This is a genomic window from Solibacillus sp. FSL H8-0538 (assembly GCF_038003525.1).
Lineage (GTDB): Bacteria > Bacillota > Bacilli > Bacillales_A > Planococcaceae > JBBOPI01.
The window spans coordinates 2,500,284-2,525,968 of record NZ_JBBOPI010000001.1 but is presented as its reverse complement, the minus strand read 5'-3'; the positions used below and the strand labels follow the sequence as shown (position 1 = coordinate 2,525,968).

Genomic DNA, 25,685 nt, shown 5'->3' with positions numbered 1-25,685 from the left:
TAAAATTCCCTCTATTTTCTTTTTTAGTGATGATTTGGTTATAGATGAGTAGTTTGATATACTTGGAAAGGGAATGAGCGTAATAATACGAAGGTAAATAAACCTTTTATATTGGAGACTTGTAGTTATTATTTGGATATAATTTATTGCATATGAGTAATATTAAGGAGGCGAAACAATTGCTTAGAAAAATTTCACCAATTTTAATAGCAATTATTTTTGCTTTGGCAGCAATACCACTTGGTCAAACAGCTGAAGCATCAACGACATACACATTTGTAAACGTTACATACAACGAAATTGAACTAAAAGATGGTACAGTTGAAAAAACATTAAGCAAGGTGACATTGCAAAATAGTGCAGGAAAAACGTCCACATTTAACATCGATTCAAGTGCACGCCTGTATATTAATAATACTTTAACGACAATTAATGGATTTAAAGCAGGGATGCAAGTGACTGTATCATTGAACTTACGTAAAGTAAAAGAGATGCGCGGTACATCGGATGTCGAGCAAGGTGAGATTACAACGAATAGTAAGCAAAAAGCAGGTGTTGTTACACAAATTGATGCAAATGGTATGTTTGTTAAAGTGAAGGTAGATAAAGGAAGAGATACAACTTATTACATAAATAACAATACGGAATTTATTAAAGGTTCTTCGACAGTCGATTTGAGTGCTTTATATGAGGGAGATCGTGTGAAACTCAAGTTTTCATCCACATCAACGTCAATTCCATCTGAAATTGAAATAATTGCAACAGGTGTTTTGGTTGAAAATTTATACAAAGCAACCTTACAAACAGTTAATACGACGTCGAATAAATTTACAGTAAAAAATGCACATCCGTTTACGAACTGGTTATTTGGTGAACGTGTAATAACGGATATAAATACATTTGGTTTCTCAAACAGTACATCAATTTATGTTGGAAATAAAAAAATTACTAAAAATCAATTAAAGAACTATAAAAATAGCGAAATATATTATGTATCATTGAAGCAATTTAGTAAAGAAGTAGTGACAAAGATTATTGTGTTAGCTAAAAATGAACGTTCATTCTACCAATCACTTTCTGAAGTGAATACAAAATATGGTTATTTTAAGCTTGCAAATTTAAAAAACAACTTCTACTATCATGATGGTTCCATTTTAGTACGTAACGGGCGCTTAGTTGAACCTACATCATTAGCCTCAAAGGGGACAGCTTATATTTTAACGGACGGTAATACTAGTAGCCAATTTGCGCATGTCGTAAACATTACGAATGATAGTTTTACTTCACCAAATTTATCATCTCACAAACTATACTTTGGTCAAATTTATTTGGCAGACTTAGAAGCATATAGAGTAGAGCTAGATGGACTAGAGATATTTGAGAATAACTTCTGGAAATCATATAAAGGTGATCCAGTGTTCTCGTTTAGTAACTCAACAAATGCAGTGGTAGTTGATGGTTCAAAACCGTTCAAAATCTTCCCTGAAACAGAGCTTGTAGCTAATGAAGGTGATTATGGCTACTTCTATGTGAAAGATGGTCATATACAAGCGATGCATATTATGTTGGACGAACCACGAACAGAACTGACATTAACAGGACGAATTGATAAAGTTGGCAATAACTCAATTGATGTAAAAGATGTTAGCCAGTGGATAAACGGCGGAGAATGGTCATACTTCGGTGAAACGAAAGTAGAACTAACAAAAGTTATGATTATTAAGAACGGTAAAGTCATTCAGCCTAATGAGTTGAAACGTTCAGACCGGGTTGTCATGCTAATGAACAGCGAGCTTGAAACACATGTAATTTTAGTAAACGAATAATTAAGAGAGGCATGTAGGGGTCCCTACATGCCATCTCCATTTTCGTTGTGAAGAAGTATAAACTTTTAATACAACAAAAGGAGGACGCCGACTTGCCTTATTTTCAGCAAGGCATGTCTTTCTAATAAACTAAAGGAAAAGAGGGACTGTTCTACGTGAAAAACTATAAAAAAATACCGTTGTTAATGGTTTTTACTGTTCTATTGCTTTCCATTTTAGCTATTCCTAAATTTGTTTCTGCTCAAACGATTGATTTAAATGGTGGTATTAAGAATGAGTATACATATGAGGAATACGTATTTATTTCAGGTAAGCCAATTAAAGTAACAGGTACAAGTAAAAACGCAACAGTTACAGTGAAGGAAAGCAAGGGCAAGCTAACAGAAACATATAAATTTACGTTAACAGGGTCAAATGGAGAAAAACTAACGCGTAACTTTACATATGTTTCAGAAGTAACAAACTATGATCAAATTGGTCAAAGTACGGCTACAGGCGAGGTTACGAAATTCACTGAGAAATTTGTAGTAGGTAATTCGACATATACTTTATCAGACTATCAATTATCAAAAAGTGCGATTACAGATAAACGTCCCGCTTCTGATTATTATTCAGGAAATGCAATTGCCCGTAAAACGTATACAGTAGGGAAGGCTCCGAATATTCAAACGGTATTAGTGAACGTAGATAGTCGTCATGAAGGCTACGAAAACTTCTGGGGTGCTACAGAGACACAAATTACAGATTATGAAATTGTGTTTAATAATGGTGAAATTGGTACAGTGAAGAACCGTGTATCTACAACTAAATCACGTACATTAAATTATGAGGAAAATGGATCTTCGTTATCAAGTTTTAATGGTGGGTATGCGGTAATTAGTTCAGCAGATACGATTTCTGAATATACATATGGATTACCAGCTGCTTCAGGTACAGTGGATCTGGATATCGAATATATGCCACGAATTGAGCGTCTAATATTGCCGAAGTTCCGTGATTTATCGTCAAACTGGGCAAAAGAAAGCATTGAAAAACTATATTCATTAGGCATTTTAGATGACCAATCTAACTTCTTCTCGCCTAATACACCGATGCAACGCTACGATTTTGCAGTAGCGGTTGGTAAGGCGATTGACCTTCGTGTATTAGAAGAAAAGACGAAGAAAAAAACAACAAGCGTATTTAAAGATGTAAAAAGTACGACAAAAGATTATAACTACTTAAAATCAGCAGTTGATAAAGGTGTTATTAAAGGTGTGACTTCAACAACATTTGAACCAGAAGGCTTTTTAACGCGTCAACAAGCAGCAACGATTTTAGTGCGTGCATTAGGATTAGAAGGAAAAGCGCCTGATCCAGGATATAAGACAATTTACAAAGATGATTACAAAATTACAGACTATGCACGGGATTCAATTTATGTCATAACAGAACTAGGATTAATGTCAGGTAGTAATGGAAAATTTAATCCAAAAGATAAATTAACACGTGCACAAGCATCAGCCATTATGATCCGTTTCTTAGAGTACTTAGAAACGGACTTAAAACAAAATTTCCGTGATGACATTCTGTTCTTCGATTAAGGAGCGATTATATGAAGAAAACGATAAAAAAGGGCTTTGCTTTACTTTTATGTTTCATTCTTTTGTATACAATGGTGATGCCTGTTGCGACAACAGAAGCAGCATCAACTACAATTACGGACATTAAAACGAGCGATGCTAAATACAAATCAGCAAAATGGGCAATTGAAAATGAGTTGCTAAATTTATACTCAGGTGGAAAATTCCAAACTTATACACTTGTAACGGAATGGCAAATGCTGACGATGATTGCAAAGTTAGATAAAAATTATCACTTCGGCTATGACAAAGATATGTTATATGCGTACTATGGTGATTTATATATCCCATTATATGGTGTATCTGTATCTGCAAAACGTAATGCCAATGTTTCACGAGGACATTTTGCGCGTCTTTATGCTGCGATGAATGGCCTAGATTTATCAGAAGTACAAGCTGTTCAATATTTATATACTAACGAGATTACGACGGGAACTACAGGTAAGCGCACGTATGAGGACTATTCACCAAACAAAAATATTACGCGCGGTGATATGGCGGTATTTATGTACCGTATTGCAAAGAAAGGTGGTATTGCATTAGAAGGTCTATCGAGTGCTTCTACTGGAAAGGACGATAATAAAATTACGCTACCTTCGAATTTTGTAGAATCTTCAAATGGTGTTGTGGAACTTCCAACAACACCAGGTGAGAATACAGATGATAAAACAAATCGCCCAAGCATTTATAAAGCAGTCAAAGATATTTCGGTATCTACGGAAGAACTGAATGCAAATGGTGTTGATTCATCGCTAATTACAATTCAATTAAAAGATAGCTATGGCAATGACATTCCGTATGATACATCACTAGAGTTTAAAGTAACATCAGAAGTGGATGCGAAATTTTCTGAAACAGGAACTGCCAAGAGTGAGGAAGTAAAAACGGTATTTTCCGATGGACCTGAATTAAACGTATTCGTTACAGCACCAGCTTTAACAAAATCATATAAAGATACAATTCGATTTGAGCTAGTGAATAACGATGACCCGAATTTCTACACGTTTAAGGGTCAAGTAATTGAAGTAGGAGTTCGCTATGTGCCAAAAGCTGAGCTACGTATTACCTATGAAGTTTTTGATTCAAATCAGCCAGATTGGTCAGGTGGTAATGTACTACCAACAATTCCACCAATTGCGCCGCCAGCCCAAGTATTATTGCCTAATGCTACTGGTGTAAGCACCTTACAAGATGCGACACCAAATAGTCTAATTCAAATTACAAGTTTTGACGAAGAAAATAAAGTATTTAATGGGACAAAGCATGAGAACTTTACAAGTCCAACAACGGGATTAGTAAGTGGAGAAGTGAAGGTGGTAGACGCCAAATATTATGGTGCCGAGCTTAAATTGGGTGGTCAAATCATTTCGGTTTGGTTATTTGAACAAATCTTAGATTACATGATCGAAGGCGATGAAAAAGGAGGAGGCGGTATCGGTAAGGCTACCGTTTACTATTCAATCAATGAACAAGGTGTTCCGACATATGATTTACAAGACATTATGAGTGAAAGCTTTTTAAATCAGTTTAAGTCGAACATTCATGCAACGGTTATATATTTAATCAACTTATTACCTAAAGCAGACAACGTAACATTAGTACATGAGGATAGCGTTAAAGCAATTAAGGCGATTTATGATAAGTTAGGCCAAATTGATAAAAATATGTTACAAAAAGAGTTTGCAGAGTATATTGGTAAACTAGAGGGTGCTGTTTCTAAAATTGCTATTCTAAAACAAGGCGAAGAGTTGGCTCAGCGTCCAGAAGGAATGGATCGGTACACGAAAGTAATTGTCAATGTTGTTGCTCCAGGAGGTCAGGTAATTCGCGACTTCCGAGGAGATGTTGAAATTACTTTTAATGGTGTTACACGTACAGTGTCGTTTAATACAAATACGTCAGATTACAATAATAATACAGGATACCCTGGATCTGCTGTCGTGTACTATGACGATATTATTTACGGAAATTCAATAGCAACAGCCAAAATTAAAACAATGGATTCGCGTTATGAGCGACTATTAGCGGATTTAAAAGGAAAATCATTTTCGCAAAAGATATTCACTAATTCAAAATTTGTGCAAAATGTTTGTAAGGGCGCTGCGGAAGTTGCTTATGTAGTAGATCATTCAGGTTCTACTCGTAAATCGGATCCAAACAACTATATTGCACAAAAAGTTAAAGAAATGATTCGCCAAGTTGGTGCGGAAAAAAACTATGTGTATCGTTTTAATACAAATGCGACATTAGAAACACAAGGGGCAGCAGAAACAGTTGCAGCAACGACTGGCTTACTTGATTATGTTGGTCGCGGTGGCGGAACAAATATTTCGAAAGCATTAGAACAAGCATTAATACAATTAAGTGACGATAAATTTACGGCGAAAGCAATTGTGCTTGTAACAGATGGTAAAGCATCTAAATCAAAAATAGATCAAACTATAAAAAAAGCACAAGAAAAAGGTGTAAAAATCTATACGGTTGCGGTTGGAGAGTATAAAGAGGTACAAGAAGATTTATTGCGTAAAATTTCAACCGAAACGGGCGGTCAATACTTTAATGTAACCGATGTGCAAAATATACACGGTGTGTTCCAATCAATCATCAATGGCATTTTATGTGGCACAAATGTTTCTGATAAGAGTTGTTTAACAGGAGACTCGTTATTTACTGTTTCATCCGTGACTATTAGTCGAACAAATGTCATATTAGATGCACGTATTGCAACACATTGTGATAATGTCTATGCAGTTGCTGTAATTTTTACGACAACAGGTGGTAGTGTCACATATGATCTACAACATCGCGGTAGTACTTCATTCCGTCTAACTCGTAGCGTAAATGAATTTAAACCGTTTAGCTTATATACGGATGTCGAATTTCAAGCTTACGATAACAACGGCACTATCATTGCTTCAAAAACTGTGGAACTAAATGCTAAAAACTAGCGGGTAATATACCTGCTAGTTTTTTTAGAGTAATCCTTAATTGAAAATATAGTCGTAATTTGTTATACTTACATTAGAATAATTATAAAATGAATAACGGTTAATTTCATAGCATGTTCACAAATATTAGAATGAACAATGCATTTTTATGTTAAAATAAAACTTATGAATTAAGAACGTGTGAGGTGTGGGGGTTCATGCATACATTAGTAGTAGGCTTGAATTATAAAACAGCGCCTGTTGAAATTCGTGAAAAGCTGTCGTTTATTGAGAGTGACTTACCGAATGCAATGGCTGCGCTTCAAAAGAAAAAAAGTATATTAGAAAATGTAATTGTCTCAACATGCAACCGGACTGAAATTTATGCAGTCGTAGATCAGTTGCATACAGGTCGTTTTTACATTAAGCAATTCTTAGCAGATTGGTTTAATATTCCGATGGATCAATTTGAAGCACACTTATATATTCGTGAGGAAGATGAAACACTGAATCATCTATTCCGTGTAACGGCAGGAATCGACTCAATGGTCTTAGGAGAAACGCAAATTTTAGGACAAGTGAAGAAGAGCTTTTTACAAGGGCAAGAAATTGGTACAACGGGTACTGTATACAATCAGTTATTTAAGCAAGTTGTGACTTTTGCTAAGCGAGCTCATAGCGAAACAGCCATTGGAGAAAATGCTGTTTCGGTTTCTTATGCAGCTGTAGAATTAGCGAAAAAGATTTTCGGTTCATTACAAAACAAGCACGTCGCGATTTTAGGTGCTGGTAAAATGGGTGAACTAGCGATTCAAAATCTTTATGGGAACGGCGTAGGAAAAGTAACGGTTATTAATCGTACATTTGAAAAGGCGCAAAATCTCGCTTCGAAATTTGAAGGAGATGCCAAATCAATGGACGAGCTACAATGTTCACTTCTGGAAGCAGATATTTTAATTAGCTCAACAGGTGCTACAAATTATGTTATCGATTATGACTTAATGAAGCATGTGGCGAAACTCCGTAAAGCAGATCCGTTATTTATGGTTGATATCGCTGTTCCACGGGATTTAGATCCGAAAATTGGCGAATTACCAAATGTCTTTTTATATGATATCGATGATTTACAAGGGATTGTGCAAGCGAACCTTGCAGAACGTGAACGAGCAGCAAATGAAATTACAAAGATGATTAGTGAAGAAGTGATAGTGTTCAAAGAGTGGTTTAAAACACTCGGTGTTGTACCTGTCATTTCTGCATTACGTAAAAAGGCGATTCGCATACAGGAAGAAACAATGGTTAGCATTGAAAACAAAATGCCAGAATTAACGGACCGTGAACGCAAAATTTTAAATAAGCATACGAAATCAATTATAAATCAGTTGTTGAAGGATCCGATTCTTCAAGCAAAGGAAATGGCAAACTCTTCGGAAGCGAATGAACAGCTACAATTATTCCAACAGATTTTTAATATTGAAGAGGCAGTTCAGCAAGAAGTTTTAATGCAACAAGCTGAAAAAGAAAGTACGCAAACTATACAAAGTAACTCGTCTGTTAAGCCTAGATTATCGTATTAGCTAAAATAATAAATAAGCGTTTTCGTATCTATATGATAAAATTATAGATACTGAAGACGCTTTTTTTATAATAAACAATTTCATTTTAAGGGGAACGTTCATTAGAATTAAGAAGAAGGGTTGCTTATGACAGAAATAACGATGGCAAGACTATATGAACTGATGGTTGTTCTTTATGCGCTTAGCTTAGTCTTTTATTTTACCGATTATTTATATAAACAGGTAAGAGCCCGCCGTATCGCATTTTGGCTAGTGTCAGTCGTATGGGCCTTACAAACCATCTTTTTTTTATTATTTATCTTTGAGACAAAGCGCTTCCCGATACTATCATTATTTGAAGGTGTATATTTCTATGCATGGTTACTTACAACATTATCGATTGTGCTGCATTGTATTGCGCGGGTAGATTTGCCGGTGTTTTTCATAAATGTATTAGGTTTCGTCTTTGTAACGATCCATTTATTTGCACCGAATGAAACAACACAGCATGTTGTAGATTCGCTCGTGTCAGAAATGTTATTTATTCATATTTGCTTTGCCATTGTGTCTTATGCTGCATTTTCATTGTCGTTTGTTTTTTCCGTACTGTATTTAATTTTATATCGTATATTAAAACAGAAGAAATTTAATAATTTATGGTCCCGCTTGCCTTCGTTGCAGCAAATGAGTAGCTGGATGAGTAATTCGATTTTATTCGGGGTGCCTTTACTATTTATTAGTTTGATATTGGGATTAGAATGGGCTTTAATGACATTAGACGGTTTATCTGTATTCGATGTGAAAATTATCGGTTCATTTATATTAACCGTTATTTATATAACAATTTTATTACTTCACCGGAATGGAAAGCTGGTAGGTATGACGTATGCATGGGTTCAAATTTATACATTTTTACTCGTCGTCATTAACTTCTTCCTAGGCAGTAAATTATCAAATTTCCATCTATGGTATTAACAGAAAGGTCGGATTTGGTTGAGAAAAATTATTGTAGGTTCACGTAAAAGTAAGTTAGCATTAACGCAAACGAATTGGTTTATTAATGAATTAAAAGCAGCGGGTGTCCCATTCGATTTTGAAATAAAAGAAATCGTAACAAAAGGTGACCGTATTTTAGACGTACAGCTTTCTAAAGTAGGCGGTAAAGGCTTATTCGTTAAAGAAATCGAACAAGCACTATATGATAAAGAAATCGACTTTGCTGTACACTCAATGAAGGATATGCCAGCAGTATTACCAGAAGGCTTAGTAATCGGCTGTATTCCTCCACGTGAGGATGCACGTGATGCATTCATTTCAAAAGGCCATGTAAAATTTGCAGACCTTTCGCAAGGTGCTGTAGTTGGGACAAGTTCACTTCGTCGTAGCGCACAGCTACTTGCAGCTCGTCCAGACCTTGAAATTAAATGGATTCGCGGCAATGTTGATACACGTTTAGCAAAACTTGAAACAGAAGAGTACGATGCCATTATTTTAGCTGCTGCAGGACTTAAACGTCTTGGATGGAGCGATGAAGTGGTAACAGAGTATTTAGATATCGATGTATGCTTACCAGCAGTAGCGCAAGGTTCATTAGGAATTGAGTGTCGCGAAGATGATGCAGAGTTACTTGCCGAGCTCGCAAAATTGACAGATGCTTCAACTTGGCAATCTGCTCATGCAGAGCGTTCTTTCCTTGCAGCAATGGATGGCGGCTGTCAGGTACCAATCGCCGGGTATGCAGTAGTTGAAGGCGAACAAATCACGCTTACAGGTTTAGTTGCAGCACCAGACGCATCAGTGGCTTATAAAGAAACAGTATCAGGTACAGATGCGAATGCAGTAGGGAAAGAAGTTGCACGCGTGTTAACAGAGCAAGGAGCGTTCGACTTAATCCAAAAAGTGAAGGCTGAGCAAGATGCCAACTAATTTACCGCTTAAGGGTAAAACAATTATTCTAACAGGCTCTGCCAAAACGACAGAGGTAAAGCAACAAGTAAGGGAAAATGGCGGTACGGTTGCCGTTTTCCCTTTAATCCGCATACAGGAACATTTGGTTGAAGATGATGTGCATATCACCGAGTTCGCAAGCTTCAACTGGCTTATATTTACGAGTCAAAATGCTGTAGAGGCTTTTATCGATAAAATAAATCGTGCACATATAACAGCAGCTGATATTAATAGTAAAGTGGCGGCTGTTGGAACTAAAACGGCTGCGCTACTAGAAGCGCAAGGCTTTACGGTTCACTTTATCCCGTCTATTTTTAGTGCAGATGTGTTCGTGCAGGAGTTTCCTGCAGTCGCAGGCGATTCACCGCGTTGCTTATTTTTACGTGGCAGCTTAGCGAAGCCGACAATTAAAGAAGGCTTGCCGTTTGATGTAGTAGAATGGACAGTTTATGAAACGGTTGAAAATAGAGAGTTTATAGAACCATTTATTTGGACATTGCAAGAAACGGAGGCCATCGTTATTTTTGCTAGCCCATCTGCAGTAAAGGTTTTTGATGAGAATATCGTGCCAATGGTTGGCTGGAACCGAGTGAAAGCCGCAGCGATTGGCCATATAACTGCTAGCGCATTACAACAAGTAGGTGTGTCGGTGTATGTTCAACCAGAAACGTATACAATGCAAGCGGTAATTGAACAACTAATATTGGAGGAAACAAAACAATGACAGAATTATATTTCCAAAGACATCGCCGTCTTCGTCAAAGTGCGGGTATGCGTGCCTTGGTGAAAGAAACGTATTTACACAAGGAAGATCTAATTTACCCGATTTTCGTTATTGAAGGCGAAAATATTAAAAATCCAGTTTCTTCGATGCCAGGTGTCTTCCAATTTTCTTTAGATAATTTAGGTGAAGAAATTGATGAAGTTGTAACATTAGGTATTTCGGCTGTTATTTTATTCGGCTTGCCAGCAGAAAAGGATGCGGTTGGTTCTGGCGCTTACCATGATCATGGTATCGTTCAAAAGGCGACACGTTTCATTAAAGAGCGTCACCCGGAGCTGTTAGTTGTCGCAGATACTTGTCTTTGTGAATTTACAAATCATGGACATTGTGGTGTAGTAGAAGGAGAGAAAATCTTAAACGACCCTTCTTTAAATCTTCTTGCGCAAACTGCGATTTCTCAAGCTGAAGCGGGCGCAGACATCATCGCACCATCTAATATGATGGACGGTTTTGTTACAGCGATACGTGCTGGTTTAGATGCAGCTGGTTTTGAACATATTCCAATTATGTCTTATGCCGTTAAATATGCATCGGGTTACTATGGACCATTCCGTGAAGCTGCTGATGGCGCACCAAAATTTGGTGACCGTAAAACGTACCAAATGGATCCATCAAACCGTATGGAAGCAATTCGCGAGGCGACGTCTGACGTTGAAGAGGGTGCAGATTTCTTAATTGTTAAACCTGCTTTAGCTTACCTTGATATTATCCGAGATGTGAAAAACAACTTCCCATTACCAATTGTTGCGTACAATGTTTCAGGTGAATATGCAATGGTGAAGGCGGCAGCAATTAACGGTTGGATTGATGAAAAATCAGTTGTAATGGAAACATTACTTGGCATGAAGCGTGCTGGTTCTGAATTAATTATTACGTATCACGCAAAAGACGTGGCGCGTTGGTTAGGGGAGAAATAATATGCGTTCATATGAAAACTCAAAACAAGCATTTACAGAAGCAATTGATTTAATGCCAGGTGGTGTAAACAGCCCAGTGCGTGCATTCAAATCAGTAAACATGGAACCAATCTTCATGGAATCTGGTCACGGTGCAGTTATTAAAGATATCGATGGTAATGAATATATTGACTATGTATTATCTTGGGGCCCACTAATTTTAGGTCATACACATCCTGAAGTAGTTGCAGCAATCCAGGAGCAAGCAACAAAAGGTGCTTCATTTGGTGCGCCAACACTTTCTGAAAATAAATTAGCAAAGCTTGTAATGGACCGCCTGCCTTCAGTTGAAATGATTCGTTTTGTATCTTCTGGTACAGAGGCAACAATGTCAGCATTACGCTTAGCTCGTGGCTATACTGGTCGAGACAAAATCCTGAAATTCGAAGGTTCATACCACGGTCATGGCGATTCATTATTAATTAAAGCGGGTTCTGGTGTAGCTACACTTGGTTTACCTGATAGCCCTGGTGTTCCAGCAGATATTGCGAAAAACACATTAACAGTTGCTTACAATGATTTAGAGTCAGCGAAACTTGTGTTCGAAAAATACGGCAAAGATTTAGCAGCAGTTATTTTAGAGCCAGTCGCAGGGAATATGGGGGTTGTGCCACCACAACCAGGCTTCCTCCAAGGCTTACGCGAATTAACAGAAACAAACGGGACGGTTCTTATTTTTGATGAAGTAATGACAGGCTTCCGTGTAGGTTACGGCTGTGCACAAGAATACTTCGGCATTAAGCCGGACCTTACTTGCTTAGGCAAAGTAATCGGTGGTGGACTTCCTGTAGGAGCATTCGGCGGTAAACGTGAAATTATGGAGCAAATTGCCCCATCTGGACCTATTTATCAAGCAGGTACGTTATCGGGTAATCCGCTTGCAATGACGGCAGGATACGAAACATTATCTCGTTTAAACAAAGAATCGTACATGTACTTCACGAAGTTAGGAGACCAACTTGAAGCTGGTTTCCGCGAGGCAGCAACGAAATACAATATCCCGCATACAGTAAACCGTGCTGGATCAATGATTGGCTACTTCTTTACAAATGAAGATGTAGTAGATTTTGAATCAGCAAAAACATCTGATTTAGAATTATTTGCGGAATACTTTAAATTAATGGCGGAAGAAGGAATCTTCCTACCACCATCACAATTTGAGGGCTTATTTATCTCAACTGCACATACAGAAGAACAAATCGCTAAAACAGTAGAAGCTTTCCATAAGGTGTTTGCAAAGCTTGCACGCTAAATTGTTATTTTTTCTTGGTGGATAAGAAAGGATAACTTTCCCATCCATATAAGTAAGGACATCAACTCGCCCGCTTTTGGGCGAGTTGTGTCTTTTTTATTGTTAAGGAAATTATAAAATTTCGCCATGTGGACAACTTTTAAAAAAGTATATGCAACGTCTAGGCTAAAGCGCCTGCCCCTCGAGGTCGCTTCTATCCCTCGGGCGAAGGCAAAGAGAGCGCCTTCACTTCGGGCTCTCCAGCACTTGTCGGGGCTAAGCAGGCGCTTTAGCGCTTTTGTTCATTGTTAATCAATTTATAAATAGCTACAAAGAGGCGGAACATGCGTTATACCTTGTTAAAAACCGTGGGCGAAATGGCTCTATTATTCATATGGAATCGATGTGTCTTTCTAAATTACTCATAATTTCTTCCCTCCTGCATAAGGTTAATACAGGAGGGAAGACTATGAAAAAAATTGCCTGGGAAATGGTAGAACAGTTTGATTTTCCGTTACAGCTAGGTGCGATTGAAGAAGTAGTTTCGGTTCAAATAACGCCGCAATGGGAGCAACAACAGTTAGAAGAGTCCGTTCGGCTAACAGGCATTTATCATATTGCGGCAAGTGTGCGTTTTGATCCAACGAAGGAGGTACATCCAGGTGAAGGGATATTTATTGACCATTTAGATGTAAATAATTTAGATGGTTATTTTGAATATGCGCTCCCGCTTGAGGTGGACTTACCGAAAGAAAAAATGGAGACAAATCAACTCGCGCTAGACGTAAATGATGTATCGTTTTTTGTTTATGACGGATCAGGCTGTACGTTTAAGTGGCAAGTAGCGTGCCGCTTTGAGGGACAGCCTGTAGTGGAGGAAATCGTACCAGAGCAGGTGGTAAAACAGTTGTCAAATCATGTAACAGAGCAGTTGCCTGAGCAACTAGCGATCCTTGAGAGTAGTAGCCAATTAATACTCGCTCCAGAGCCTGAAAAAGTTGCAAATGCCCATGATGATTTTTATGCTGAGCTGGCGGAAGCGTATAGTTTATTGAATGTTACGCTAAATAAAGTCCGTCGTGAATAAGTACGCAAAGAAAATAAGTATGAGTAGTAAAATAAAGTCACCAGTCGTCGGAACAAAAAGCGTGCGAATTGCTTGAAAAATTGCAAGTGGAATAATGATATGCTTGCAATAAAAACGCACTTTACGGAGCCAAGGTGGCAGTAAATACGGATTGTAATTTCGGCGCATTATACACATCCTTTCTAAATTTGGTTTGACGCTTGAAAAATATGACTAAGTTATATACAATATGAACAGTTAAATAATTGATGCAAAGATTAGGAAGAGTAAAATGATTTTGCTTGTTTAGAGAAGAAACGGTAGCTGAAAAGTTTCTACAACGCAACCATTTGAATGTAGCCTGGGAGCAGCTTTCGTGAACTAACAGTAGCTAAAGCCGGTTAAACACCGTTACCGAATTAAGAGCTGAGCGCCACTTTTCGTGCTCGGAATAAAGGTGGTACCGCGAATATAATTTAAAACTCCTTCGTCCTTTTTAGAGACGATAGGAGTTTTTATTTGCCTAAAATCAGGTAATATTTGTAAGGAGGAATTTATAATGACAGAACATCAAGATTTATCAATGCCAACAAAATATGATCCGCAAGCAATCGAAGCGGGCCGCTATGAATGGTGGTTACAAGGGAAGTTTTTTGAAGCACAGCCAGAAAGCGATAAAAAGCCGTACTCAATCGTAATTCCACCACCGAACGTAACAGGGAAATTACACTTAGGTCATGCGTGGGATACAACATTACAAGATATCTTAATCCGTATGAAGCGCATGCAGGGGTATGATGCTCTTTGGTTACCAGGGATGGACCACGCTGGTATTGCAACACAAGCTAAAGTAGAAGCGAAACTTCGCGAAGAAGGAATTTCTCGTTATGACCTTGGTCGTGAAAAATTCCTAGAAAAAACATGGGAATGGAAAGAAGAATATGCAGGTCATATTCGTGAACAATGGTCTAAACTTGGACTAGCACTTGACTATTCTCGCGAGCGTTTTACATTAGATCAAGGCTTATCAGATGCCGTTAAAACAGTTTTCGTTCAATTATACGAAAAAGGTTTAATTTACCGCGGCGAGCGCATTATTAACTGGGATCCTGCAGCAAAAACGGCTTTATCAGACATTGAAGTAATTCACGAAGATGTTCAAGGTGCGTTTTATCATATGGAATACCCACTAGCTGATGGTTCAGGTAAATTAGAAGTTGCAACGACGCGTCCTGAAACAATGCTAGGAGACTCTGGTGTAGCAGTTCACCCGAATGACGAGCGTTACCAACACCTAATTGGAAAAACAGTAATACTACCAATCGTAGGCCGTGAAATTCCAATCGTAGCGGATGACTACGTAGATATGGAATTTGGAACAGGTGTAGTAAAAATGACACCAGCGCATGACCCGAATGACTTTGAAGTAGGTAACCGTCATAACTTAGAGCGTATTTTAGTTATGAATGAAGACGGTACAATGAATGAGCTTGCTGGTAAATACAATGGTATGGACCGTTTTGAATGCCGTAAGCAAATCGTTGCTGACTTACAAGAATCAGGCGTCCTAATTAAAATCGAAGAGCATATGCACTCAGTAGGGCACTCTGAGCGTACAGGTGCTGTTGTTGAGCCATACCTATCAGCGCAATGGTTTGTTAAAATGCAACCACTTGCAGATGCTTCTCTGGAATTACAAAAAGACGAAGAAGGTAAAGTGAATTTCGTTCCTTCTCGTTTTGAAAACACATACTCTCGCTGGATGGAAAATATTCGTGATTGGTGTATTTCTCGTCAATTATGGTGGGGTCACCAAATTCCAGCTTGGTATCATAATGAAACAGGTGAAATTTACGTTGGCAAGGAAGCACCTGCAGACGCTGAAAATTGGACACAAGATGAAGACGTACTTGATACATGGTTCTCGTCTGCACTATGGCCATTTTCTACTATGGACTGGCCAAACGAAGAAAGTGAATTATTCAAACGCTACTACCCAACGAACACACTTGTTACGGGCTATGACATCATCTTCTTCTGGGTTTCACGTATGATCTTCCAAGGAATTGAGTTTACAGGCGAGCGTCCATTCAAAGACGTATTAATCCACGGTTTAGTTCGTGATGCTGAAGGACGGAAAATGTCTAAGTCTCTAGGTAACGGTGTTGATCCAATGGAAGTAATCGAGCAGTACGGTGCAGATTCATTACGTTACTTCTTATCAACGGGTTCTTCTCCAGGTCAAGACTTACGTTACACAACTGAAAAAGTAGAAGCTACTTGGAACTTTGCGAATAAAATTTGGAATGCATCTCGTTTCGCTCTAATGAACATGGATGGCATGACTTATGAAGAAATTGATTTAACTGGTGACTTGTCAACTGCCGATAAATGGATTTTATCTCGTTTAAATGAAACAATTGACCGCGTAACAACGCTTGCTGATAAATATGAGTTCGGTGAAGTGGGCCGTGAGCTTTATAATTTCATTTGGGATGATTTCTGTTCTTGGTATATCGAAATGGCGAAGCTTCCACTTTACGGTGAAGATGAAGTGGCTAAGAAAACAACTCGTTCAGTACTTGCGCACGTACTTGATCAAACGATGCGTTTACTACATCCATTCATGCCATTCATTACAGAAGAAATTTGGCAACACTTACCACATCAAGGCGAGTCAATTACAGTAGCAGCATGGCCAACTGTAAATCCTGACTTTAACTTCAAGGCGGAAGCGGGTGATATGCAACTGCTTATGGATATTATACGTTCAGTACGTAACATCCGTGCGGAAGTAAACACGCCAATGAGTAAAAAAGTACCGTTATATATTTCAGCAAAAGATGCGGCAACTGCAGCTGTACTTGAAGCAAATAAAGCATACATCGAAAAATTCTGTAACCCAGAGACATTAACAATAGGTGAAGGGATTGAAGCGCCAGCACAGGCAATGTCAGCTGTTGTTTCAGGAGCAGAACTATTCTTACCTCTTGCAGGTTTAATTAACGTAGAGGAAGAAATCGCACGCCTTGAAAAAGAGCTTGAGAAATGGGCGAAAGAAGTAAAATTAGTAAATGGTAAGCTTTCAAACGAAAAATTCGTATCAAAAGCACCAGAAGCACTTGTTAATGTTGAGCGCGAAAAACTAGCGGATTATGAAGAAAAATTCGCATCAGTTGAAAAACGTTTAGCAGAGCTTAAAAATATGTAATAATGGTAATGCCCTAGATATCTAGGGCATTTTTTTAGTGGGTGAAAAAATATACCTTTCTCATCCACAGAAGTAAGGGCAAGAACTCGCCCTATTTAGGTCGAGTTGAGTCTATCTAAGTCGTTAGGTCTGTTAGATTGCATTGGTGCTATTCGCATTCATGCATCACACGCCGCTTGAACGTGAAGAGGAGGTGTTCATGCACTTGAAGGCTCATGCGGAAAGTCAGATTAGCGTGAATGCACCTCTCCAAAAAAGCTAAGTTATTACAACAACTAGTGGTTAGGAAATTATATCTTTTTATATACGAACGGAGTGTTTTCGAATGTTTCAGTCAATGAAGGAGTGCACAGATTTTATTTTTACATTAAAGGCGAGTATGTATAATGGAGTGCCATTAGAATTAGCGCAGATTATTTTAAAGGCACTCGGTAATCCAGAGCGAGGTACGAAATTTATTCACATCGCCGGCTCAAACGGCAAAGGCTCGACGCTGAATGCTACGCGTGAAATTTTAATGCAGCACGGCTTACGAGTAGGGGCGTTTATATCCCCGCATTTAGAGCGTGCAAATGAACGCATTACAATAAATAAACAACAAATTTCAGATGAGCAGTTTTTAACGTATACAAATCGCATTGCACATATAGTAAATACGCAACTTGACGGAAAGTTTCCGAGCTTCTTTGAAATGGTGACGCTTATTGCTTTCCAACATTTTGCGCAGGAAGAAATTGATGTAGCCATTATGGAAACGGGTATTGGCGGTCGTCTAGATTCGACGAATGTGTTAACTCCAGAAGTTTCAATTATTACGACGATTTCTTTAGAGCATACGGATATGTTAGGGAATACACATGCGCTCATAGCAGCAGAGAAGGCAGGGATTATTAAAGCAGGGAAGCCTGTTGTTGTTGGTGTTGAAAATGTTGAGGCACGTGCTGTTATTCAAACGAAGGCGGAAGTAGAAGAAGCGCCTTTTTATGTACTGCATAAACAAATACAAGTAACGGATTTGTTACAAGGTGATTCACAAATGTTTACGTATCGATTTGAAAATAAAATATACGAGCAACTTGCGCTTAAAATGGTGGGTAGGCATCAAGTACATAATGCAGCACTAGCCATTACAGCGGCAACCCTTTTTGCCCCTGAAATTTCGGAGGCAACGATTCGCCAAGCACTTGCTACTGCAAGCTGGGAGGGACGTTTCGAACGTTTTAGCGAGCAGGTTATTTTAGATGGGGCACATAATTCAGAAGGCACAACTGCACTGATCAACACCTTACAGCAAACGGAGCCAGAAAAACGTTATAAGTTCATTTATGCAGCGTTACAGGACAAGGATCATGCACTCAGTATTGCACTAATGGATGATGTGGCAACTGCGATGTACTTTACGCAAATTGAGCTTCCGCGTGCAGCGAAGGCGGAGCAATTAGCAGCGCAAAGTAAACATGTAAAAAAACGCTCAAATCCTAATTGGCAACAACTTGTGGAGCAGCAACTTGAGGCGCTTGAAAAAGATGAGCTACTTATTATTACGGGATCGTTGTATTTCATTGCAGAGGTACGCAGTTATTTGCTGCGAAAAGGAGAGATGATGAAATGATTCCAATGCTAGATTATTATAAGGAACAATGGCATGTGGCAAGTGAACGCATCATTAAGCCTGGATTGGATTCAATGAAGCAGGCATTAGCGGCATTAGGTCACCCGGAACAGGACTTGGCGGTTGTGCATTTAGCTGGAACAAATGGCAAAGGCTCTACGCTAACATTTATTGAGCAAATCGCACGTCAGCACGGATTAACAGTAGGGAAATTTATGTCTCCGTGTATAATCGATGTGCATGACCAAATTCAAATTAATGAGCAACCAATCACTTCAATGCAAATGAATAGTATTTTTCAAACGATGCAACAGGCGGGCCTGAGCGGGCAGTTGACGGACTTTGAGCTTTTGACATGCGCGGCATTTTTGCATTTTAAAAATGAACGTGTAGATATCGTGTTACTCGAAGCGGGCATGGGTGGACGCGAAGATAGCACTAATGTCATTACGCCGATTGTTTCCGTTATTCCAAGCATCGCACTAGAGCATACGAATTTTTTAGGTACGACGATTGCTGAAATTGCCGGACATAAAGCGGGAATTATTAAAGAGGGTAAACCTGTTGTTGTCGGGCGTTTACAGCAACATGCAATGGCGGTCATGGTGAGTGAGGCAAAGGCTAAAAAGGCCACGTTATTAGTATTAGGTGATCTGTTTGAAGCGCAAACGGCCGCAAATGGTGATAGCTATACAAATGATGACATGAGCATTCGTGTTGAAGGACTTCATCGCCAGCTCCCGGGTGCACATCAACGAGATAATATGGCACTTGCGATTACCGCCTTTTTTGAAGTGGCAAATACCTTGCAGGTAGCAATTGATTTGGAAGCAATTAAACGAGGGGTAGCCGCAGCGAAAGTACCGGGCCGGTTTGAAGAAGTTTTGCCAAATGTGTATTTCGACGGGGCGCATAATCCGGCTAGTGCAGAAATGCTGGTACGTACAATTGAACAGCAATTTCCGAATAAACGAATAGAATTTTTAGTCGGAATGTTAGCGGACAAAGATGTAGAAGCAGTTTTACGCATTTTCGAACGGGTAGGTAGAAAATTTACGTTTGTAGATTTTGATAACGACCGTGCTATGGATGCTCAGCAAATACTTGCAATCAGTAATGCAGAGGAAACCGAGATTGTACAAGACTGTATTCCAATGTTACATCGACAAATGTCAGAGGGTACAGTTCGAATTGTTACGGGTTCGCTCTATTTATTAAGTGAAATTCGAAAACAGTTAATAGTACGATGAAAATTGGTGTATACGGACGAATTAGCATGAAAATAGGAGTAATATAGTGAAAAATTTTTAAGACGAGACGACAGTAGTCTCGTCCTTTTTTATCAATAATTTGTTACGGTAAGTAAAAAGAGGTGTTGCTAATGCTATTTATCCGTTCACTTCGTAAAAGTGCAGTCTTACGTGCCATGCTGTACGGAACACTGTCTGGCATAGTAGGTGTCATATTATTTGTAGTATTACTTAAACTTCCAGTAGCAACAGACAGTGGAGAATTAATACCTGTAGATGAGCAAAACAATGTGAGTGTAACTGAAGAGAAGGAACTCTTTTATGCATCACAGCACGGTGTTTTTTCATCGTTTGAAGGGGCAACTGAGTTTATGGCAGGTTTTCCTACGCTAAATAAAGCGGCCGTTGTAGAAGTAGAAGGACAGTATTTTGTGTGGTCGAAGATAGCAAGTATAAAGGAAGATGCGATTGCGGTAACAGTCCCTGCGTCCTTCTCCAAGTCCTTTACATTCATTAGTAGCTGTCCAGAGCCGTCTTTGCAAAAATTACCGAGTATTTTAAAAAATGAAAAATGGTTAAATAATTCTTTTGACAAAACGGAAGACATGACAGCCTTACCTGAAGGCTGGGAGTCGCTCATTACAGAGGTGGCGAAGCTTTCGAAGGATACGAAGGTGACGAGATTGCATGCTTTAACGCATTATTACGAGCAATTAGAATGCTTGAAAATAGCATTTTGATGCAGGAAAGCGACGGAAATCTCATTTTGTGATTTTTATGATCAATTTTCAAATCGGCTTCTCTCGGCTATCATTAGAGGGAGGAGGAATGGTAATGAAATTTTCAACAATAGAACAATTTGTATTAGCGTCCGCATCACCGAGACGAAAGGAATTGCTATCCATGCTTGGCATTCCGTTTGACATCGTCACGAGTAATGTGGAAGAGACAAGCGTGCGCGCCGATTCCGTGCAAGAGTATGTACGTGAGGTAGCACTGCTGAAGACGAGGGACGTTGCGGTCAACTGTCCAACTAAAACCGTTATTGGTGCTGATACGATTGTTGTTTTCAACAATAAACTACTGCATAAGCCAAAATCACATGAAGAAGCCATTTCGCATCTAAAAACGCTTGCGAATAATCGCCATCAAGTAATGACGGCGGTCGCCATTATTCAACCGAACGGCAGTGAGACGACTTTTGTTGAAGAAACGACAGTCGTTTTTAAAGACGTTTCAGCGGCGTTAATTGAAGCGTATGTTCATTCAGGTGATCCCTTTGATAAAGCAGGAGGCTACGGGATTCAAACGATCGGTGCACTGCTTGTAGACCGAATTGAAGGAGATTACAATAATGTAGTTGGCCTACCACTTGCCACATTAGTTGAAACATTGCTTACTTTACATCTACTAAAACTTTAAAGAGGAAGTGATGTAATTGACAGTAACGCCGTTTCCAGAATTGAAAATCCGCGATGTGCACGAAGCAGATCGTCCTCGGGAAAGATTAATCCGACAAGGTGCACAAAGTTTATCCAATCAGGAACTACTCGCCATTTTACTTCGTACTGGTACAAAGCAGGAATCTGTTTTAGCATTAGCTAACAAAGTGTTAACAAATTTCGAAAAATTACATGCTCTAAAGCATGCTACACTAGAGGAAATAGTTGTTATTAAAGGAATTGGTGAAGCGAAGGCGGTTCAGCTACTCGCGGCAATCGAGCTTGGGCGGAGGTTAGCACAAAAAGAGACTGATTCACGCTTTACAATAAGGTCGCCGGATGATGCAGCATCGTTTTTAATGCCGGAAATGACGTCACTTACGCAGGAACATTTTGTCTGTCTGTTTTTAAACGTCAAAAATCAAGTGCTACATAAGCAGACGATTTTTGTAGGCAGTTTAAATGCCTCTATAGTGCATCCTAGGGAGATTTTCCGAGAAGCTGTGAAACGTTCTGCTGCGTCGATTATTTGCGCGCATAATCATCCGAGCGGCGTGCCAACACCGAGCCCGGAAGATATTGATGTGACCAGTCGTTTATTTGAGGCTGGACAAATTATTGGTGTGGATTTACTAGATCATGTTATCATAGGTGATCATCAATTTATTAGTATGAAAGAAAAAGGTTATTTTTAAAGTTATTCCGGTAAATGGCTTCTTTCGTTTACCGGTTTTTCTTTGTGACAATTATGACAAGCGGCAACCTTTTATGCAGCAACTCGTCTTAAGTTTGTTACGTAAATGTAAAAACTTACATAATAATTTTATTTGTTTCATACGTCAAATAGAAATACAATAGAAAAAGTGGGCGTAAATCGAAAATTCTGTTCGACATAAGTCGAATTACGGTGCATGTGACACTATAATTTTTTGATATAATCCGCTATAATAAGGCGTATGATTTTAAGCAGCTAATTAATAATAGTATCGCTTATATAGAAAGGGAGTACACAATTTGTTTGGATTTGGAAGTAAGGATGTCGGGATTGATCTTGGCACAGCGAATACATTAGTATTTGTTAAAGGAAAAGGAATCGTTTTACGCGAGCCTTCAGTAGTAGCAAAAAACACTAAAACAGGTGATATCGTAGCAGTTGGTAATGATGCGAAAAATATGATTGGTCGTACACCAGGGTCAATCGTAGCAATTCGCCCAATGAAAGATGGGGTTATTGCAGATTTTGATATTACAACAGCGATGATTCAATATTATTTAAAAGAAGCAATGAAAAATTCTGGGTCAAACTGGAAAAAACCAAATGTGATGATTTGTGTACCATACGGCATTACGTCAGTAGAGCAACGCGCAGTTATTGATGCATCTCGTCAAGCTGGTGCAAAAGAAGCATTCACAATTGAAGAACCATTTGCGGCTGCAATCGGCGCAAGCTTACCAGTTTGGGAGCCAACAGGTTCGATGGTTGTTGATATCGGTGGTGGTACTACTGAAGTTGCAGTCATCTCGCTTGGTGGTATCGTAACTAGTGAATCCGTTCGTGTTGGTGGGGATGCAATGGATAATTCAATTATTGCTTATATCCGCAAAACGTATAACTTAACAATCGGTGAGCGTACTGCAGAGGCGATTAAATTAGAAATTGGTACTGCTCGTGCAGAAGGTGTAAACGAAACGATGGATATCCGTGGACGTGACCTATTAACGGGCTTACCGAAAACAATTGAAATTACGGCAGAAGAAATTTCAGCCTCATTACGTGAAACAATCACGGCAATTTTAGACGGCGTGAAGAAAACATTAGAACAAACACCACCAGAGCTTTCAGCTGACGTTATGGAACGCGGAATTGTTCTAACAGGTGGCGGCGCATTACTTCGAAACTTAGATAAAGTGATTAGTGACGAAACAAATATGCCAGTATTTATCGCAGAGAATCCACTGGATTGCGTAGCGATTGGTACGGGTAAAGCGTTAGATAATATCGATTTAATTCGCTCACAACAATTGAAGTAAGGAGGACTCGCAATGCCACATTTCTCAAATAAGAAATTAATCGTACTATTAGTCAGCATGATTTTCCTTGTGGCATTGATTAGCTTCTCTCTACGTGATCGTCATAATGCAACATTACCCGAGCAAATTATTAAAGATACAGTTGGCTTTGCACAATCCATTGTAGCGAAGCCAACGAACTACATAACAGGTATTTTTAGCAATATTGACGCGCTGTTAAATACGTATGAAGAAAATAAGCGCCTTAAAATGCGTTTAGAAGACTTTGCAGTTTTACAATCCGAAGTGAATACTTTGGAGTCGGAAAATGCTTCATTACGTGAATTGGCCGACATTGAAGAAAGCTTAAGCGATTTTAGTCCACTTCATGCGACGGTCATTGCGAGAAACCCTGATCAATGGGAAGAGAAAATTATTTTAAATAAAGGGTCAGCTGATGGCGTTGAAAAAAATATGGCTGTCATGACTGCTCGCGGTCTCATCGGGAAAATTATCCTTGTAACACCATTCACTTCTGAAGTAGAGCTTCTTTACACGAATAACCAAAATTATCGTGTATCCGCAATTGTTCAAGCAGAAAAAGAAGATATTCATGGATTAATTGAAGGGTATGATGAGGAGCGTAACGAATTACTATTAAAGCGCATCGATTCGAGCTTAAATATTCAAGTTGGAGAAAAAGTAGTGTCTTCTGGCCTTGGAGGTATTTTTCCGAAAGGTATTTTAATAGGTGAAGTAACAGAAGTAACGACGGATGATTTCGGTTTAACAAAAATGGCTTATGTAAAACCTGCAGCGGACTTTTCATTGCTTGAAAACGTCATTGTTGCAAAGCGTAAAACCATTACAATTGATGGTTTAGATGGAGATGGAACGAATACCGATTTAACGAACGGTGCATCTGAAGAAACTGAAGGTGATGAATAATGTTCGTACGCATTCTTATTCCAGCGATCGCGGTTTTATTGTTTTTACTTGAATCGGAATTTGCGATGTTTTCTCCAATTATAATAAATGAGCACACAGTTATTTTAGTACCTCGCTTTTTAATTTTATATTTAATCTTTATAGCGATTTACTATAACCGTAAGCGAGCGATTTTATATGGCTTATTGTTTGGTATATTATACGATGTATTTTATATTGATATTATTGGCCTGTATTCTGTTTTATATCCGCTCGTTTGCTTCATTGCAGGCTGGAGCGTTAAAAGAATACATCCGCATTTAGTGTTTTCCACTGTACTTGCAATTATGCTCATGACGCTGTTGGAATTTGTATTGTATGAGTTTTTCTTTTTAATTAACTTTACGGCAATGCCATTAGATTCTTTTTTGTCTAATCGACTGATTCCAACTATTTTAGCAAACTTTTTATTTTTAATTATGCTTGGCTGGGCATTTAAATATTTAATACAGGCCCGCGTGTTGCAGCATGCGCGTAATAATTCCTAAATTAATGGAGCGTGAGGTGTCACTTTTGTTATGAAAAAACAGCTCGTCCATATTAAAGGGACAAAAGAAGGACTAGTACTTCGCTTAGATGACCAGTGCGCCTACGCAGAATTAGTAGAAGAACTAGAAAGAAAAGTTTCAGAAGGCAGCATTGATGGCAAAATCGATGTGCAAGTACATTTAGGCAATCGTTACTGCACACTCGAACAAAAAGCAGAACTGATCCAAATTGTACAACGCCACGGTAATTTACTCGTATCGAAAGTGCAAAGTGAAGTATTAACCGTTGATGAAAGTAATCAACGGTTATTAGAGCAACGTTCGGATATATATGTAGGCATTGTCAGATCAGGCCAAATCGTTCGTGCAACAGGAGATATTATTATCATTGGTGATGTCAATCCAAATGGTCGTGTCGAAGCGGGTGGAAATATTTACATTGTAGGTAAGCTAAAGGGAATTGTGCATGCGGGTGTTTTCGGCAGTAAAGAAGCCATTATTACGGCGTCACACTTTGAGCCAACACATGTATTAATTGCTGATTGTGTAGAAGTAATGATAAATGAGCATCGATTTGTGCTAGAGCATACAGAGCAACTATGTGCATATTTAGATCGAAACGGAAAGATTAGGTATGACCGTGTACAGGAAGTAAGGAATATTCGACCATCTCTAACTACGTTTAAGGGGGGAAGCTAAGTGAGTGAAGAAAGTACGTTACTCTCAAAAGAGCCAGCAGATTCTCAAACTCCTGTAGCAACTCCAAAGAA

Annotated in this window: 21 protein-coding genes and 1 other annotated feature; of the genes, 20 read left to right on the top strand and 1 reads right to left on the bottom strand. The window is 38.8% G+C overall.

Annotated features, from left to right (window positions below; all coding sequences use genetic code 11):
- Positions 1–179: 179 nt before the first annotated feature.
- The 10 genes from MHH87_RS12035 (at position 180) to MHH87_RS11990 (ending at position 13,936) form a co-directional block, all read left to right on the top strand.
- A complete protein-coding gene (locus MHH87_RS12035; protein WP_340749548.1) occupies positions 180–1,826 on the top strand; it encodes a phosphate ABC transporter ATPase in 1,647 nt (548 codons plus the stop codon).
- A gap of 155 nt (positions 1,827–1,981) precedes the next feature.
- A complete protein-coding gene (locus MHH87_RS12030) occupies positions 1,982–3,409 on the top strand; it encodes an S-layer homology domain-containing protein (protein WP_340749547.1) in 1,428 nt (475 codons plus the stop codon).
- Between the two features lie 11 nt (positions 3,410–3,420).
- Positions 3,421–6,396: a vWA domain-containing protein gene (locus tag MHH87_RS12025; protein ID WP_340749546.1), complete on the top strand. Its 2,976-nt coding sequence runs from the start codon at positions 3,421–3,423 to the stop codon at positions 6,394–6,396.
- Positions 6,397–6,593: 197 nt separating this feature from the next.
- Positions 6,594–7,952 carry a glutamyl-tRNA reductase gene (gene hemA / locus MHH87_RS12020; protein WP_340749545.1) on the top strand — a complete coding sequence of 453 codons (1,359 nt, stop codon included), beginning with the start codon at positions 6,594–6,596 and terminating at the stop codon, positions 7,950–7,952.
- A 126-nt stretch (positions 7,953–8,078) separates the two neighbouring features.
- Positions 8,079–8,906: a cytochrome c biogenesis protein gene (locus tag MHH87_RS12015; RefSeq protein ID WP_340749544.1), complete on the top strand. Its 828-nt coding sequence runs from the start codon at positions 8,079–8,081 to the stop codon at positions 8,904–8,906.
- Between the two features lie 18 nt (positions 8,907–8,924).
- The gene (hemC, locus tag MHH87_RS12010; protein WP_340749543.1) at positions 8,925–9,857 is read left to right on the top strand and encodes a hydroxymethylbilane synthase; all 933 of its coding nucleotides are present in this window, start codon (positions 8,925–8,927) and stop codon (positions 9,855–9,857) included.
- On the top strand, positions 9,847–10,602 hold the full coding sequence (locus tag MHH87_RS12005) for a uroporphyrinogen-III synthase (RefSeq protein WP_340749542.1): 756 nt from the start codon (positions 9,847–9,849) through the stop codon (positions 10,600–10,602). The genes hemC and MHH87_RS12005 overlap by 11 nt, the downstream gene beginning before the upstream one ends.
- A complete protein-coding gene (gene hemB / locus MHH87_RS12000) occupies positions 10,599–11,579 on the top strand; it encodes a porphobilinogen synthase (protein WP_340749541.1) in 981 nt (326 codons plus the stop codon). The genes MHH87_RS12005 and hemB overlap by 4 nt, the downstream gene beginning before the upstream one ends.
- A 1-nt stretch (position 11,580) precedes the next feature.
- Entirely contained in the window at positions 11,581–12,870 is a 1,290-nt protein-coding gene (gene hemL / locus MHH87_RS11995) for a glutamate-1-semialdehyde 2,1-aminomutase (RefSeq protein WP_340749540.1), read from the top strand.
- Between the two features lie 448 nt (positions 12,871–13,318).
- Complete coding sequence (locus MHH87_RS11990; protein WP_340749539.1) at positions 13,319–13,936, top strand: hypothetical protein; 618 nt, start codon at positions 13,319–13,321, stop codon at positions 13,934–13,936.
- Here the strand turns inward: MHH87_RS11990 and MHH87_RS11985 are convergent.
- Positions 13,913–14,104 (bottom strand): hypothetical protein, encoded by a 192-nt coding sequence (locus MHH87_RS11985; protein WP_340749538.1) that lies wholly within the window; start codon positions 14,102–14,104, stop codon positions 13,913–13,915. The genes MHH87_RS11990 and MHH87_RS11985 overlap by 24 nt on opposite strands.
- Before the next feature lie 76 nt (positions 14,105–14,180).
- Positions 14,181–14,413 (top strand) — a binding site (T-box leader).
- Between the two features lie 61 nt (positions 14,414–14,474).
- Between MHH87_RS11985 and MHH87_RS11980 the strand changes: the two genes are divergently transcribed.
- The 10 genes from MHH87_RS11980 (at position 14,475) to MHH87_RS11935 (ending at position 25,614) form a co-directional block, all read left to right on the top strand.
- Complete coding sequence (locus MHH87_RS11980) at positions 14,475–17,126, top strand: valine--tRNA ligase (RefSeq protein WP_340749537.1); 2,652 nt, start codon at positions 14,475–14,477, stop codon at positions 17,124–17,126.
- Between the two features lie 325 nt (positions 17,127–17,451).
- Positions 17,452–18,738 carry a bifunctional folylpolyglutamate synthase/dihydrofolate synthase gene (locus MHH87_RS11975; protein ID WP_340749536.1) on the top strand — a complete coding sequence of 429 codons (1,287 nt, stop codon included), beginning with the start codon at positions 17,452–17,454 and terminating at the stop codon, positions 18,736–18,738.
- The gene (locus MHH87_RS11970; RefSeq protein ID WP_340749535.1) at positions 18,735–19,988 is read left to right on the top strand and encodes a bifunctional folylpolyglutamate synthase/dihydrofolate synthase; all 1,254 of its coding nucleotides are present in this window, start codon (positions 18,735–18,737) and stop codon (positions 19,986–19,988) included. Before MHH87_RS11975 ends, MHH87_RS11970 begins: the two co-directional genes overlap by 4 nt.
- A gap of 131 nt (positions 19,989–20,119) precedes the next feature.
- On the top strand, positions 20,120–20,728 hold the full coding sequence (locus MHH87_RS11965) for a translation initiation factor 2 (RefSeq protein WP_340749534.1): 609 nt from the start codon (positions 20,120–20,122) through the stop codon (positions 20,726–20,728).
- A 94-nt stretch (positions 20,729–20,822) separates the two neighbouring features.
- The gene (locus MHH87_RS11960; RefSeq protein WP_340749533.1) at positions 20,823–21,410 is read left to right on the top strand and encodes a Maf family protein; all 588 of its coding nucleotides are present in this window, start codon (positions 20,823–20,825) and stop codon (positions 21,408–21,410) included.
- 16 nt (positions 21,411–21,426) lie between these two features.
- The gene (radC, locus tag MHH87_RS11955; protein WP_340749532.1) at positions 21,427–22,125 is read left to right on the top strand and encodes a RadC family protein; all 699 of its coding nucleotides are present in this window, start codon (positions 21,427–21,429) and stop codon (positions 22,123–22,125) included.
- A gap of 319 nt (positions 22,126–22,444) precedes the next feature.
- A complete protein-coding gene (locus MHH87_RS11950; RefSeq protein ID WP_340749531.1) occupies positions 22,445–23,461 on the top strand; it encodes a rod shape-determining protein in 1,017 nt (338 codons plus the stop codon).
- A 12-nt stretch (positions 23,462–23,473) separates the two neighbouring features.
- Positions 23,474–24,388: a rod shape-determining protein MreC gene (gene mreC / locus MHH87_RS11945; RefSeq protein WP_340749530.1), complete on the top strand. Its 915-nt coding sequence runs from the start codon at positions 23,474–23,476 to the stop codon at positions 24,386–24,388.
- Positions 24,388–24,915, top strand: coding sequence for a rod shape-determining protein MreD (mreD, locus tag MHH87_RS11940; protein WP_340749529.1), 528 nt, complete (start codon positions 24,388–24,390; stop codon positions 24,913–24,915). The genes mreC and mreD overlap by 1 nt, the downstream gene beginning before the upstream one ends.
- Before the next feature lie 30 nt (positions 24,916–24,945).
- On the top strand, positions 24,946–25,614 hold the full coding sequence (locus tag MHH87_RS11935) for a septum site-determining protein MinC (protein WP_340749528.1): 669 nt from the start codon (positions 24,946–24,948) through the stop codon (positions 25,612–25,614).
- Positions 25,615–25,685 lie beyond the last annotated feature (71 nt).